13 protein-coding genes are annotated in these 13952 nt (G+C 71.0%); 5 read left to right on the forward strand and 8 right to left on the reverse strand.

Annotated features, from left to right (window positions below; translation table 11 throughout):
• Positions 1-381 precede the first annotated feature (381 nt).
• Positions 382-1131 carry an SDR family oxidoreductase gene (locus AC3CF1_RS07125; protein ID WP_488449874.1) on the forward strand — a complete coding sequence of 250 codons (750 nt, stop codon included), beginning with the start codon at positions 382-384 and terminating at the stop codon, positions 1129-1131.
• Between the two features lie 28 nt (positions 1132-1159).
• Here the strand turns inward: AC3CF1_RS07125 and AC3CF1_RS07130 are convergent, their stop codons facing one another.
• Together AC3CF1_RS07130 and AC3CF1_RS07135 are read right to left on the reverse strand one after the other, a co-directional pair.
• Positions 1160-1528: a MerR family transcriptional regulator gene (locus AC3CF1_RS07130; protein WP_330468366.1), complete on the reverse strand. Its 369-nt coding sequence runs from the start codon at positions 1526-1528 to the stop codon at positions 1160-1162.
• A gap of 93 nt (positions 1529-1621) precedes the next feature.
• Entirely contained in the window at positions 1622-2824 is a 1203-nt protein-coding gene (locus AC3CF1_RS07135) for a low temperature requirement protein A (RefSeq protein WP_488449875.1), read from the reverse strand.
• A gap of 216 nt (positions 2825-3040) precedes the next feature.
• Here AC3CF1_RS07135 and AC3CF1_RS07140 point away from each other — a divergent pair, with 216 nt between their 5' ends.
• Entirely contained in the window at positions 3041-3637 is a 597-nt protein-coding gene (locus AC3CF1_RS07140; protein WP_488449876.1) for a hypothetical protein, read from the forward strand.
• Between the two features lie 96 nt (positions 3638-3733).
• Here the strand turns inward: AC3CF1_RS07140 and AC3CF1_RS07145 are convergent, their stop codons facing one another.
• The 5 genes from AC3CF1_RS07145 to AC3CF1_RS07165 form a co-directional block, all read right to left on the reverse strand.
• The gene (locus tag AC3CF1_RS07145; RefSeq protein ID WP_488449877.1) at positions 3734-4498 is read right to left on the reverse strand and encodes a class I SAM-dependent methyltransferase; all 765 of its coding nucleotides are present in this window, start codon (positions 4496-4498) and stop codon (positions 3734-3736) included.
• A gap of 28 nt (positions 4499-4526) precedes the next feature.
• Positions 4527-4934: a helix-turn-helix domain-containing protein gene (locus AC3CF1_RS07150; RefSeq protein WP_328848472.1), complete on the reverse strand. Its 408-nt coding sequence runs from the start codon at positions 4932-4934 to the stop codon at positions 4527-4529.
• Positions 4935-5084: 150 nt separating this feature from the next.
• Entirely contained in the window at positions 5085-6185 is a 1101-nt protein-coding gene (locus AC3CF1_RS07155) for a Gfo/Idh/MocA family protein (protein WP_488449878.1), read from the reverse strand.
• Positions 6155-6865, reverse strand: a complete 711-nt coding sequence (locus AC3CF1_RS07160; RefSeq protein ID WP_354980913.1) for a ThuA domain-containing protein — start codon at positions 6863-6865, stop codon at positions 6155-6157. Before AC3CF1_RS07160 ends, AC3CF1_RS07155 begins: the two co-directional genes overlap by 31 nt.
• Before the next feature lie 147 nt (positions 6866-7012).
• Positions 7013-7675 carry an N-acetylmuramic acid 6-phosphate etherase gene (locus AC3CF1_RS07165; protein ID WP_488449879.1) on the reverse strand — a complete coding sequence of 221 codons (663 nt, stop codon included), beginning with the start codon at positions 7673-7675 and terminating at the stop codon, positions 7013-7015.
• A 414-nt stretch (positions 7676-8089) separates the two neighbouring features.
• Here AC3CF1_RS07165 and AC3CF1_RS07170 point away from each other — a divergent pair, with 414 nt between their 5' ends.
• Genes AC3CF1_RS07170 through AC3CF1_RS07180 form a run of 3 tightly spaced genes read left to right on the forward strand, consistent with a single transcriptional unit; the run spans position 8090 to position 13752 of the window.
• Positions 8090-9655: a sodium:solute symporter gene (locus tag AC3CF1_RS07170; protein WP_488449880.1), complete on the forward strand. Its 1566-nt coding sequence runs from the start codon at positions 8090-8092 to the stop codon at positions 9653-9655.
• An 11-nt stretch (positions 9656-9666) separates the two neighbouring features.
• A complete protein-coding gene (locus AC3CF1_RS07175) occupies positions 9667-10863 on the forward strand; it encodes an anhydro-N-acetylmuramic acid kinase (RefSeq protein WP_354980914.1) in 1197 nt (398 codons plus the stop codon).
• A 24-nt stretch (positions 10864-10887) separates the two neighbouring features.
• The gene (locus AC3CF1_RS07180) at positions 10888-13752 is read left to right on the forward strand and encodes an FAD-binding and (Fe-S)-binding domain-containing protein (RefSeq protein ID WP_488449881.1); all 2865 of its coding nucleotides are present in this window, start codon (positions 10888-10890) and stop codon (positions 13750-13752) included.
• 9 nt (positions 13753-13761) lie between these two features.
• Here AC3CF1_RS07180 and AC3CF1_RS07185 read toward each other — a convergent pair whose 3' ends face one another.
• Positions 13762-13944: a ribonuclease gene (locus AC3CF1_RS07185; protein WP_099857667.1), complete on the reverse strand. Its 183-nt coding sequence runs from the start codon at positions 13942-13944 to the stop codon at positions 13762-13764.
• Positions 13945-13952: the final 8 nt, after the last annotated feature.

Here is a 13952-nt window from a genome sequence, read left to right on the forward strand (position 1 = left end):
CTCCTGGATCGGGGGGACACTGATCCGTCGCCGTCGGGCCACGCCGCCACCGCAGCCAGGTCAGCGGTGCAGAGCATCGTTAGCGTTAACAAGCGCCGCCCGCCGTGCCCACGGCTGAGTCATGTCGATGCACTGCTGGCGCCCGAGCTCCCGACGGCACGCCACCTACGCCCACATCGACTCTGGTAGATGAGCACCGCGCCCGTCAAGCTGCGCCGACGAGCTTTCGCGAAAGTTTCCGAACGTCCCTCGCCCCAAGGCGCTCCCCCGGCACAACCCGCGCGCCAAATGTTGTCGTGAACATTCGGGCCTGACCGAGGGTGACCGAGGTCACCGGCCAACGCCTTGAATCTGACACCAATGACAGGTTCTAGCGTTTCGGTGGCGGCGCATCTGGCGTCGCCCCCACCGAAGGAGTTCATCGTGCAGATCCAGGGTTCCATCGCTCTCGTGACCGGCTCGAACCGCGGCATCGGACAGGAGTACGTCGCGCAGCTCCTCGACAGGGGCGCGGCGAAGGTCTACGCGACGTCCCGCACCGGTCAGCCCGTGGACCTGCCGGGTGCCGTACCGCTGTCTCTTGAACTCACCGACCCCGCCGCCGTCCGCGCGGCGGCCGAGGTCGCGGCTGATGTGACGGTGCTGATCAACAACGCCGGCGTCGACTCCCATGTCGACCTGGTGGCCGGCGACCTCGACGCCGTCCGTCGCGACATGGAGGTCAACTATTTCGGCACCCTCTCCGTGGTGCGAGCGTTTGCCCCGGTCCTGGCCCGCAACGGCGGCGGCGCGATCGTCAACGTCCTCTCGGCGCTGTCCTGGTTCTCCTGGCCCGGGGAGGGGGCGTACGCGGCCGCGAAGGCGGCGGCCTGGTCGCTGACCAACAGCATCCGCCTGGAACTCGCGGCACAGGGCACGCACGTCACCGGCGTCCACGTGGGTGCGGTGGACACCGACTTCAGCGCGAACTACGACGGCGCGAAGATCGACCCAGCGGACGTCGCTCGGGCCACCCTCGACGGTCTGGCGTCAGACGCCCTGGAGGTGCTCGTCGACACGTGGAGCGTCGACATCAAGGCCGCGCTGGCTCGCAACCCACGCGACTTCTACTCCCAGCTCTCCGCAGCCTGACGGTCCGCGGGCGGGCGGGCGGCCCGGGTCAGGTGCGGGCGAGCACCGCGCGGTGGGCGCGGTTGGCAGCGATCAGCTCGTCGAGCATCCCGCGGGTGTGGACCAGGTCCTCGATGTGCCGATCGAGTCGGTCGCGCTCGTGGCGCATGCGCTCCACTGCGGCCTCGGAGGTGTCCTCGCTTGGGGAGTCGACACACGGCAGCAGGTCGACGATCGTCCGGCTGCTCAGCCCGGCGGCGAACAGACGCTGGATGAGGACGACGCGCTCGACCTGACTCTCGCTGTAGCGGCGGTGGCCTCTGGGGCTGCGAAGGCTGGTGAGCAACCCCTGCTCCTCGTAGTAGCGCAGCGATCGCACGCTCACCCCGGCACGGGCGGCGAGTTCGCCGATCCGGATGCTGGCCGTCATCGCTAACCCCCACAGCGCACCTGACATGGATGTCAGATTCAGTGTATCCATCGCCTCGCGGTTACCTGAGGGCCGGCGTGATCAGCGTTCGAAACGGTGTGGGTGCGGCCGTTCGAGTGGGTTTTCCCTGGCGCGCATCGTGTCGGAAATGGCAATGCCACCGAGGACGACTGCGGCGGTGACGGCCGCGGCCAGTGGCGGCAGGAGCACCATGGCCGGCGCGGCGCCGAGGAGCACCAGCGCGCCGATTGTCCGGGAGCGGGACACCCGGTCGAATACGGCGTGTTCGGCCAGGGCTCGCCCGACAAGGAACAGTATCGGTCCGCCGACAATGACGAAGATCCACGCCGTTTCGGTGTGTCCGAACGGGTGATCGATCACGATTTCGTACCCGACGGCGACGGCGACGATGCCAGCCACCATGAGTACGTGGGCGAGGAACGCCTCCCGGACGAGGCGGGCGGGCCCGACGGAGACTCTGATCGCCTCGGGTAACAACTGGCCCGCCTTGAAAAGGTAGACCCGAAACAGCAGCACCGTCGTGATGAATGAGACCGCGAAGGCTACCGCGGCCCCGCCCTGCCGAAAGGACGTGTCGCTGTAGGCCGATCCCGTCGTCAGAATCAACTCACCGAGGGCGATGATGAAGAACTGTCGGTAGCGCTCGGACAGATATTCGGCCAGGACGGGCCACTGTCGTTGGGCGGGGCGGGTCCATGGCGCAGGATAGAACAGCAGCAGTGCCGCGCAGTCGATGGCCAGCGCCAGCGTCCACAACAACCCACGCGCCGAACCCGACACGACGGCGCCAGCGAGCCACGGCACGGCGGAGATCGCGAACCAGAGGAACACCCCAGCCGCTCGACGCTGGGCCTCGTGGCCGCGCAGAGCCGGCACGATGACCAGCCCACGAACCATGTGGACCGCAACGTACGCGCCAGCGAAGGCCAGGCTCCGGTCGCCGAACGCCTGCGGCACCGCGACCGCCATTATCAGCGCGCCGAGCATGCCCGTGTAGACCAACAACTGAAGCTGCGGCCGCTGCGGATCGTAGAGATCGGTGACCCATGCCGTGACCAACCAGAGCACCAGGAAAGCCAGCAGCAACAGCAGCGTCTCCCCGGCTTCGACAAGGACCACTCGCCGCTCGGTGAGGTCCTCGACCAGCCGGTGGGAGACCCGGTTGAGGGCAAAGATGAACACCAGGTCGAAGAAGAGTTCCAGAAGACTCGGTCGCTGCGGTTGCCCCGGCTTACGCAGCAGCTCTGCTGCCCTTGTCGACATGGGCCGCCCGTTTCTGCCGGCTTCGCCTATCTGGGTATTGGTACCACGCCGGGCGGGGCGTCGAGTCGATACCGAACGATTGCCAACGTGACACTCGCCGATTCCCATGGGCGAGGGAGCAGCTACCCCCTCGCAGGGGATCGCTTCCGTTGCCCGATCGCCGACCGTGGAGGTAACACAGAGCCGCGGCACCGCGGCCGGATCGGGAGGACGACCATGCGTAAGACACTCGGATGGGGCATCGCGGCAGCGGCCATGCTGGTTACGGCGGCGGCGACGCCGGCCGGGGCCGCGAGCCACAGGCCGGCCCAGGTGACCGGATCGGCGGAGTTCGTGCTGCCGTACGGTCAGGACAGCGACGTGCGATCGTTCGCCTTCAACGCCCGGTCGGTGCCCTACAGCCGCCCGATCCCACTGCCGGGCGGGGAGAAGGGTTCTCCCGCGGACGCCACGGGCACGGTGCGGGTCGCGCACTGGCTGGCCACGGAGAACATCACCGTCCGCTTCGAGGCGGCGGTCGACTGCATGATCACCAGCCCGGGTCATGCGACAGTGACCGGCGTGGTCATCCGCGCTGACGAGAAGGCCAGCGACTTCCTCGGCCAGCGGGTCGGTTTCAGCGTGCAGGACGGCGGCCGTGGCCGCGACCGGGTCGGCTTCACCTGGTCGGCCAGCGCCGACCAGAACGAGGCAGGGCAGTGGGGTCCGGCCCGGGTCGGCACCTGCCTCGCGCCGGCGGCGTTCGCCACTGTGACTCGCGGAAACTACACGGTGCGGCACGCCGAGCTGACCGCGCCGCCCGAGGGCCACTGACCACCACAGCGCTGTGACAGAACCACGGCGGGGCGGAGATCGCCCCGCCGTGGCGCCGCACGCACCCCGCGACGGACGGGCTTCCGGCGATGCCGGTCAGCGACGAGCCGTGACGATCCAGGCGCGCGAGTCGAAGTACACACCGCCCTCGGTGTGGTGGGCGTCGAGGGTGGTGCGCAGCCGCGTACGGGCCCGCTCGGCGGCCGTGGCGTCCAGGTTGGCGAGCAGATCCTTGAATTCCCACAGACGGAACACCGCATCGAAGGCGGTGGCGCTGTCCGGACCGTAGTAGACGGGTACGTGCACGTCGGTGAAGTCGACGTCCGCGAAGCCGGCCTCCACCAGAAGGTCTTTGGTGACGGTCTGGTCGGCGAGGGAGAACGGGTTCGGACCGCCGGGCGTGGCTGGCTCGTCGGTGAAGGTCCGGCGGATCGCCGTGGCCCATTCGTTGCGGTCGCGGGCCTGCCACACCAGCAGCACCAGGCGCGCGCCGGGGCGCAGCGCGCTGCCGATGTTGGTGAACGCGGCGACCGGGTCGGCAAAGAACATCGTTCCGAACCTGCTGATGCAGAGGTCGAAATGCGTCGGTGGGAAGCGGTGCACCTGGGCGTCCGCCTGTTGGAAGGTGATGTTCGGCAGGCCCTCGTCGTCGCTGAGCTGACGGGCCCGTTCGAGCATCGGCCCGGAGATGTCGACGCCTGTCGCGCTTCCGTTCACCGCCGCGCGGGCGGCGTCGCGGGTGGACTGGCCGGTGCCACAGCCGATGTCGAGCACACGGTCGTGAGAGCCGACACGGGCAGCGGCGCGGAAGAGTTCGTTGTGCAGGCGCAGTTCAGCGTCGTAGTCGAACAGGTCGGACATCACCGTCACCGGGTCCTCTCGATGCCTGTCAGCTGGCCCGGGACGACCTTCGGTGCCCGAGGCGGCGTAAGGCGGCCAGAATGTGCTCTCGTTCGGCGGCGGTGGTGCGGGGATCGACCAGTCGGTCCCGGACGGCCACGAAGAGCGCCTCCGCCGCCGGCACCTCCGGCGCCGGTGTGTCGTACGACAGCGGGGTGAGAGCGCGCAGGGCGGCGCCGAGCGGGAGGTCCAGGGCCGCGCAGAACGCCCGCACCTTGGGAAGCTCCGGATGGTGCTGCCAGTCACCGGACAGCCATCGGAAGACGGTGGACCGACCGACGCCGCTACGAGCCGCCACTTCCGTGATGGACCAGCCACGGTCGTCGCTGGCGGCGTCGACAGCACCGCGCACGAACTGAGCGAACGCGTCCTGCGCGGCCCGTCGGGTGTCACCCATGTCCCGGCCGTCGCCTCCCCCGCAGTCGACACCCGGCGGGGCCGGTGCGTCGTGGTGCGTCCGCTTCCCTCCGCGGACGTGTCGCATCACAGTAATCGATGCCAATCGAGCTGACCGGGACCTCACACCGGTCGTCATCGCGGACCCCCTTTACGCGTTCCAGGCCTCGACCGGGGTGAGCGGCACCGGTTCGGGCCGCTGGGCCGCCGTCGTCAGCTCGATCCGCCGTCCCTCGGCGGCCGACCGGAGCAGGGTGGTCATCGTTTCGAGGACGTGCAGCGCGACGTCGCCGCCCGCCCGCGGCGGACGCTGACCGTCGGCCCTGACCAGGTCGATCAGACCGATGCCTCGGGAGGCCTGGGCGTAACCGGCGCGGGGTTCGAGGACGCGCCACCCGGTGCCGCCGAGCGCGAACAGGCGGACCTCACCATCGAAGTAGTTCGGATCCGGCACGGCGAGCGTGCCGGTCTCCCCGTGCACCTCGATCGGTGCGGCCGTCGTCGCGACGCCGTCGAAGCTCGTCGTGATGGTGGAGAGAGCGCCGTTGGCGTGCTCCAGCACGCCGCTGACGTGGGTGTCCACCTCCACCGGAACCCGCTGGCCGGTGCGCGGGCCCGAACCGATGACGCGCTCGGCGCGCAGGCGGCTGGCGGCTCCGACCACCGCGCGCACCGGGCCGAGCAGGTGGATGAGCGCCGAGATGTAGTACGGCCCCATGTCCAGCAACGGGCCGCCGCCCGGGGCGTAGTAGAAGTCGGGGTTGGGGTGCCAGCGCTCGTGCCCCGCCGTGACCATGACGGCCGACGCGGACAGCGGGCGCCCGATGAGCCCGCCGTCGATCGCCGCCCGCGCTGTCTGCGTACCCGTGCCCAGGACGGTGTCCGGCGCGCAGCCGACGCGGACGCCGGCCGACGCGGCCCGTTCGATGATCGAGCGGCCGTCCGGGAACGTCACGGCGAGCGGCTTCTCGACATACACGTTCTTGCCCGCCTCGATCGCGCCGAGCGAGATGTCGGCGTGTGCCGCGGGGATCGTGAGGTTGAGTACCGTCCGCACGTCCGGGCGGGCGAGCAGGTGCTCGACGCTCAACGCCTCGGCCCCCGGAATCGTGGCGGCGACCGCGGCCGACCGGGAGGCGTCGAGGTCGGCCAGTGCGGCGATGCTCACCGCGGGGTGGTTGGCGAGCGTGTCCAGGTAGGCACGGGAGATGACCCCGAGACCTACGACGCCGACGCGGTGCGGGTCGCCCACACCATCCCCCTCTCGATGACGGTACGGACGCCCGCGTGCTCCAGCACGTCGAGGCTGTGCCCCGGGGTCGTCACGACGATGCGTCCGGCACCCCAGAGCCGGGTCCAGATCGCCGGCGAGGTGACCGGGCGGTGCCACGGGTGCCACGCCTGCGTCGGGTGGGTGGTGACGGCGAGTACGTCGATCAGGTCGTCGTGCAGCACCCAGTACTGCTCGGTGACCAGGTCGAAGTCCTCGATGCCCGCGGTGATGGGATGCTCCCGGCCGAGGTCGGTGATGCGCACCGTGTGCGGCAGGAAGTTGTCCTCCGGGCCACCGTGGCGCTCACACGGTTCCTTGCCCGGATGGGTCGCGAACTGCCCCCCCACCAGTTGGAGATAGTCGGACGACGCGCGGAATGAGTCCACGATGCCGCCGTGCCAGCCGGTGAAGCCCGTGCCGGCGACGACCGCCGCGCTGAGACCCGCCAGCTGGTCCGAGGTTATCTGCGACATCGTCACGCACTGCACGACGAGGTCGGTGTCGGCCATCTCGGCGGCATCGGCGTAGATCTCCGTCGACTCCTCGACCCGTACGGCGTAGCCGCTGCGTTCGAGGAAGGGGAGGAACAACTCCGTCGCCTCGACCGGTTGGTGTCCCTCCCAGCCACCTCGGACCACCAGTGCTCTGCGCTGCGTCACAGTCGCTCCCTCCCCCGGCCCGTCGCCACCGGGCTGGCCGCTCCCGCCCCGGTGACGAGCCGCCGATTCGCGTGCCTTGCGGGCACCGAAACCGTACTCGGAGGACACCACTGAGGACAGTGGCCGGGTTTCGCCTGCCGCAGTGGCTCAGGCCGCTACGGCCGCCCGGACGTCGTCGTCGGCGGCGCGCAGCCGTGCGGCGGCCTCCTCGGCGGTGCAGTGCGCGAGCAGCAGCACGATGGCCGTCTTGGCGTGCCCGTGTGCCGCCGCGAGCGCCTGCGTGGCGGTGTCGAGATCGGTGTGGGCGGCTTCGGCGACGATCCGACGCGCCCGGTCGACGAGCTTCTCGTTGGTGGCGTTCATGTCCACCATCAGGTTGCCGTAGACCTTGCCGAGCCGGGCCATCGTGGCGGTCGAGAGCATGTTGCAGACCAGCTTCTCGGCGGTGCCGGCCTTGAGTCGGGTGGAGCCGGTGAGGACCTCGGGGCCGGTGGGCACCTCGATGGCGACGTCGGCGTGCCGGCTGATCACCGCGTCGGAGTTGCAGGCGACGGAGACGGTCGTCGCTCCGAGCGCGCGGGCGTGGGCCAAGCCGCCGACCACGTACGGGGTACGGCCGCTGGCGGCGAGCCCGACCACCGTGTCGCGGGCGGTCAGGCCGACCGCGTCGAGGTCGGCGACGGCACCGGCCGGGTCGTCCTCGGCGCCCTCGACGGCGACACCGAAGGCCCCGGCCCCGCCGGCGAGCAGGCCGAGAACCCGGTCGGGCGGCGTACCGAAGGTGGGTGGGCACTCGACGGCGTCGAGCATGCCGATCCGGCCGCTGGTGCCGGCACCGAGATAGATAGACGCCCGCCCTGTCGGAGCGACGCCACGACGACGTCGACGGCGGCCGCGATGTCCGGCACGGCCCGGCGGACGACCTCCGCGACCGAGCGGTCCTCGTCGCTCATCGCGAGGAGCAGCTCGGTGGGGGACATCTGGTCGAGGTCGCTGGTGCGGTCGTTGCGAGTCTCGGTGCCGAGGGTGCTGAGGTCCACGGGGTGGTCGTTCCTCTCGCTGGTGAACACATCGCCGTCCGACGGGAGGCGGCTCACCGGCGCGCGTTCCCCATATCAGCAGGCTGGAGGCTCAGCGTAGCCAGCCCGGGCCCGCTCTGGCAAAAAGTTTCGCGTTACTCTCGGCTAGCGTCGCTTATTGACAACCGCTGGTAGGGAGCGAGCCGTGCGTCAACTCGACCTTGTCGTGATCGTGCTGTACCTCGTGGTGATCGCCTTCGTCGGACTTCGCCTGTCCGGCAAACAGAAGTCCGCCAAGGACTACTTCGTGGGCGAAGGCCGACTGCCCTGGTGGACCGTTTCGTTCTCCGTGGTCGCCACCGAGACCAGCGTCCTGACCGTGATCAGCGTGCCCGGTGGTGCCTACAGCGGTCAGGGGTTCGGCAACGTCGAGCTGGCCCTCGGTTACGTCATCGGTCGCGTCGTCGTGGCCGCGGTGCTCATCCCGCTCTACAAGCGGGGTGGCTTCGTCAGTGCCTATCAGTACCTTGGCGAGCGGTTTGGCCTGAAACTCCAGGGTCTGGCGTCGGTCACGTTCGTCTTCACCCGGCTGCTCGCCGAGGGCGTACGACTGTTCGCCTCGGCCATCCCGATCAAGCTTCTCCTCGACGAGCTCGGCCTGAACGTCGGCTACCAGGCCATCATCGTCGTCCTCACCCTCATCACGGTGATCTACACCTACCTCGGTGGCATCAAGGCGGTCATCTGGACCGATGCCATCCAGATGGGGCTCTACCTGGGCGGGGCGATCCTCGCCATCGCGGTGCTCAGCCACGCCGTCGGCGGCGACGGCTACGCGCAGGCGCTCGACGCCGGCAAGTTCCACCTCTTCGACACCAACTTCGACCTCGCGCACGTGCTCACCAGCCCGTTCGCCCTGCCGACCGCGATCATCGGCGGTGCGATCTTCGCGATGGCCAGCCACGGCTCGGACCAGCTGATCGTCCAGCGCATCCTGTCCACCCGCACCCTGCGTGACGGCCAGAAGGCGATGATCTCCTCGGGCATCTTCGTCGTCATCCAGTTCGCGGCGTTCTCCCTGGTCGGTGCGCTGCTGTGGTCGTACAACAGGGGCCAGACCTTCAAGGAACTCGGCCTGGACAGCAGCGACAACCTCTACCCGAACTTCATCCTGCACGCCCTGCCGGTGGGCATCTCGGGTCTGCTGGTGGCGGGCATCCTCGGCGCGGCGATGGGTTCGCTGTCGTCGGCGCTGAACTCGATGTCGAACTCCACCGTCGCCGACTTCATCCACAGCTTCTTCCGCAAGGTCCCGTCGGACGACGCGATGCTCCGGCTCGCCCGGGTGATGACCCTGGTGTGGGCGGTGCTGATGGCGATCTTCGCCTGCGCGTTCAGCTCCAGCACCGGGAACGTCTACCTGACCGGCCTGACCATCGCCGGCTACACCTACGGGGCGCTGCTCGGGGCCTTCCTGCTCGGCCGTCTCGTCAAGCGGGCGAACCAGGTCGACGCGGTGATCGCCTTCCTCGTCACCGTGGTGGTGATGACCTACATCGTCCGCTACGTCAAGATCGACGTCACGACGGCCGGAACCACCACCGCCACCGCCATCGCCGCGCAGTGGCTGGTCCCGATCGGCGTTCTGATCACCCTGGTCGTCGGCGCGGTGTCGAGCCGGTTCCACCCGGCCCCGACGACGTTCTACGACCATGGACGCACCGACGAGGTCGACGACGACTCGGCGGCAGCCCCCGCCGGCCGGGCATGAAGGAGGACGTGATGCGCGTGATCGGCCTGATGTCCGGGACCTCCTACGACGGCATCGAAGCCGCCGCGGCCGAGTTCGACCTGAGCGGCGACACCCTGCGGATGCGAACGCTGGGCCGGCTCAGCCACCCGTACCCCGACCGGCTGCGCGCCCAGATCGCCGCCGCCCTGCCGCCCGCGGCCACCAGCACCGAGGCGATCTGCGTGCTGGACACCGGCGTCGGCCAGGCCTTCGCCGAGGCCGGCGTGCGGGCTCTCGCGGAGCTGTGCGACGGTCAGGCCGACCTGGTCGTCTCGCACGGCCAGACGATGCACCACTGGGTCGAGGCCGGAGTGGTCCGGGGCACGCTCCAACTGGGTCAGCCAGCCTGGATCGCCGAGGCCACCGGCCTTCCGGTCGTGGCCGACCTGCGCAGCCGCGACGTCGCCGCCGGCGGCCAGGGCGCTCCCCTGGTCGCCCTCTTCGACGCGCTGCTGCTGGGTGGCCTGCCCGGCGTCCCCGCCGCGCTGAACCTGGGCGGCATCGCCAACATCACCGTCGTCGCGCCCGACGCGGACCCCCTCGCGTTCGACACCGGGCCGGCGAACGCGCTCCTCGACGCCGCCGCCCGCCACTTCAGCGGGGGCACCGAGGAATACGACCGGGACGGGCGCGGGGCTGCCGCCGGGCAGGTGGACGCGGTCCTGCTGCGGCGGCTGCTCGACGAGCCGTACTACCGGCTGCCCGGCCCGAAGAGCACCGGCAAGGAGCTGTTCCACCTTCCCTACCTGCTCGCCGCCCTCGCCGACGCTCCCACGCCGGATCCGCAGGATGTGCTGGCCACGCTCACCCGGCTGACCGCTGTCACGGTGGCCGAGGCCTGCCGCGACCATCGCGTCACCCGGCTGATCGTCTCCGGCGGCGGCGCACGCAACCCGACGCTGATGCGCGAGATCGCCGAGGAGCTACCGGGCGTCGACCTGTCGTCCAGCGACGACATGGGTGTCGCGTCGGACGCCAAGGAGGCGCTGGCCTTCGCGCTACTGGGTTACCTGACCGTGCATGGGCTGCCCGGCGCCCTACCGTCGGGCACCGGCGCGCGGCACGCCTCCGTGCTCGGCAGCATCACCCCCGGCCGGCAGCCGCTGCGGTTGCCGGCGCCGGTCGACACCGCTCCCCGCCGCCTACTGATCGCCGGCCGTCCCGCCGTGCCACCGGTGGCCGGCTGACCACGTTCCCGGGAGGATCCGCCCATGCACCCCGTCGTAGGACCACCCGCGCCGACCGCCGCCCGCGCCCGCGAGGTCGCCGAACTGTTGCGCTCGCGCCTCGACGACCCGACCCGGGCCAGCGCCGAGCTGCCCCGGCGGCTGGCGGCGGCGCACGACGCCTCGCCGTACCTGTTCGAGCCGCAGGCCGTCGTCCGCGCCGCCTCGGCGGCCGAGGTGGGGGCGCTGATGGCCGGTGCCCGGGAGGCCGGCGTACCACTGACCCTGCGCGGCGGTGGCACCAGCCTCGCCGGGCAGGCCGGCGGCGCGGGGGTGCTGGTCGACGTCCGCACCGACTGGCGGCACGCCGAGGTGCTCGACGACGGCCGTCGCATCAGGCTCCAGCCCGGCCTGACGATCCGGCAGGCCAACGCCCGGCTGGCCCGCCACCGACGTCGGCTCGGCCCGGACCCGGCCAGCGAGGCCGCGTGCACTGTGGGCGGCATGGTGGCCAACAACTCCAGCGGGATGACCTGCGGCACCACCGACAACGCGTACCGCACCATGGAGTCGCTGCGCTTCGTCCTCCCGTCCGGCACCGTCGTCGACTCCGCCGCGCGCGACGCCGACGACCGGCTGCGCGCCGACGAGCCCGAGCTGCACGCCGGGCTGCTGCGCCTGCGCGACCGGGTGCGCTCGGCACCGGGCCCGCGCGCCACCATCGAGCGGCTGTTCGCCATGAAGAACACCATGGGGTACGGGCTGAACTCCCTGCTCGACCACAGCAGCCCGGTCGAGATGCTGGCCCACCTGATGATCGGCAGCGAGGGCACGCTCGGCTTCGTGGCCGAGGCCGTCTTCCGCACCGTCGAGATCCACGAGCACGCCGCCACCGGCCTGCTGATCCTGCCCGGGCTCACCGACGCCACCGACGCGCTGCCCGCCCTGCTCGCCGCCGGTGCCCGTACCGCCGAACTGCTCGACGCCGCCGCCCTGCGGGTCAGCCAGCGCGACCCGGGTGCGAGCCCGACCCTGCGCGGCCTGACGGTCGCCGGGCACGCCGCACTGCTGGTGGAGTTCGCCGAGGACAGCGCGGAGCGGTTGGCCGCGACACTGGCCGACGCCCGGGGAGTGCTCGACCGGCTGCCCGCCGTCACCGGCACCGAGCTGACCCGCGACCCGCGCGAGCGGGCCCGACTCTGGCACCTGCGCAAGGGCCTCTATACGGCGGTCGCCGGTGCCCGCCCGCCCGGCACCACCGCCCTGCTGGAGGACGTCGCGGTGCCGCTGCCGCGCCTGACCGGCACCTGCGACGGCCTGATCGGCCTGTTCGACAGGCACGGCTACTCCGACGCGGTGATCTTCGGGCACGCCCGGGACGGCAACCTGCACTTCATGCTGACGCAGTCCTTCGACACAGCGGCCGAGATCGACCGCTACGCCCGGTTCACCGACGACATGGTCGACCTCGTGCTGGCCGAGGGGGGAACACTCAAGGCGGAACACGGCACCGGTCGGGCCATGGCACCCTTCGTCCGCCGCCAGTACGGCGACGAGCTGTACGACGTGATGCGCGAACTCAAGCGGCTGTGCGACCCGAGTGGTCTGCTCAACCCCGGTGTGCTGCTCAACGACGACCCGACAGTGCACCTGCGCCAGCTCAAGGCCGTCCCGACGGTCGACCCCGAGCTGGACGCCTGCGTCGAGTGTGGCTACTGCGAGCCGGTGTGCCCCACCGCCGACGTGACCACCACGCCCCGGCAGCGCATCGTCCTGCAACGACAGATCGCCCTCGCCACCGCCGCCGGCGACGAGGAGCGCCGCCGGGAGCTGACCACCGACTACGAGTACGCGGCGGTGGACAGTTGCGCGGCGGACAGCCTCTGCGTCACCGCCTGCCCGGTCGGCATCGACACCGGAGCGGCGATGAAGCGACTGCGCGCCGAACGGCACGGCCCGCTCGCCCAGCGCACCGCCCGCGCCGCCGCGCGACACTGGAAGGGTGCCGTGGCCGGCGTCCGGGTGGGCCTGAGCGCCGCCCACGCTGTGCCGACGCCGGTGACCCGCGCCGCCACCGGGGTGATCCGAGGGCTCGGTGCGAGCGAACTCGTGCCGCTGTGGAGCGACGACATGCCACGCGCCGGCGCTCCCCGCCCCGCCCCCCGCAGCGCGCCGGACGCGCAGGCGGTGTTCTTCGCGGCCTGCGTCGGCAGCCTCTTCGCGCCGGAGGACGGCCCGGCCGGCGGCTCGGCGGCAGCGTTCCTGCGCCTGTGCGACCTGGCGGGCGTGCCGCTCGTCGTGCCCGCGACGGCAGGCCTGTGCTGCGGAACGCCCTGGCAGTCCAAGGGTTACCCCGCCGGTCACCGCGAGATGGCCGAACGGACCCTCGCGGCGCTCTGGACGGCCAGCGACAAGGGCCGCCTGCCCATCGTGTGTGACGCCTCGTCCTGCACCCACGGGCTGGCCCAGCTGACCGCCGCGCTGGCCGAGGAGGACCAGGCGCGTTACCCCGACCTGCGCTTCGTCGACAGCGTGACGTTCACCGCCGAGCACCTCCTGCCGGCGCTGCCGGAGCCCCGGCGTCTGGGCTCGCTGGCCCTGCACCCCACCTGCTCCACAGTGCACCTGGGCGGCATCGACGACCTGCGCGCCGTGGCCCGGGCGGTCGCCGACACCGTGACCGTGCCGGACAGTTGGGGGTGCTGCGCCTTTGCCGGCGACCGGGGGCTGCTGCATCCCGAGGTGACCGCCGGCGCCACCGCGGCTCAGGCCGCCGAGATCAACCAGCGCGGCTACGACGCGTACGCCTCCTGCAACCGCACCTGCGAGATGGGCATGAGCCGGGCCACCGGGCAGCCGTACCGGCATGTGCTCCAGGTGCTCGTCGAGGCGGTCGAGCCGCTGGCGTAGCCGGACGGGCTACTCCTCCGGAACGCGCGGGCCCACCTCACCGCGCCTCAGGTGCTCCTCGTTGCGGTCGGCCTCGCTGTCGGCGTTCGCGGCGCCGGCGCCCGGGTCCGTCGTGCGGCGCCCCTCGGCATCCTGATACACCTCACCGGTTTCGAGGGCTCTCTCCTGCTGACTCTGCTCAGGGGTGGTCATGAACGCCC

Source organism: Micromonospora sp. MGP-C2, from assembly GCF_057766525.1.

Coding starts and splice junctions, on each gene's coding strand:
- AC3CF1_RS07135 (WP_488449875.1), bottom strand. CDS start 2,824: ATGTCGACAAGGGCAGCAGAGCTGCTGCGTAAGCCGGGGCAACCGCAG.
- AC3CF1_RS07140 (WP_488449876.1), top strand. CDS start 3,041: ATGCGTAAGACACTCGGATGGGGCATCGCGGCAGCGGCCATGCTGGTT.
- AC3CF1_RS07145 (WP_488449877.1), bottom strand. CDS start 4,498: ATGTCCGACCTGTTCGACTACGACGCTGAACTGCGCCTGCACAACGAA.
- AC3CF1_RS07150 (WP_328848472.1), bottom strand. CDS start 4,934: ATGGGTGACACCCGACGGGCCGCGCAGGACGCGTTCGCTCAGTTCGTG.
- AC3CF1_RS07165 (WP_488449879.1), bottom strand. CDS start 7,675: ATGCTCGACGCCGTCGAGTGCCCACCCACCTTCGGTACGCCGCCCGAC.
- AC3CF1_RS07175 (WP_354980914.1), top strand. CDS start 9,667: ATGCGCGTGATCGGCCTGATGTCCGGGACCTCCTACGACGGCATCGAA.
- AC3CF1_RS07180 (WP_488449881.1), top strand. CDS start 10,888: ATGCACCCCGTCGTAGGACCACCCGCGCCGACCGCCGCCCGCGCCCGC.
- AC3CF1_RS07185 (WP_099857667.1), bottom strand. CDS start 13,944: ATGACCACCCCTGAGCAGAGTCAGCAGGAGAGAGCCCTCGAAACCGGT.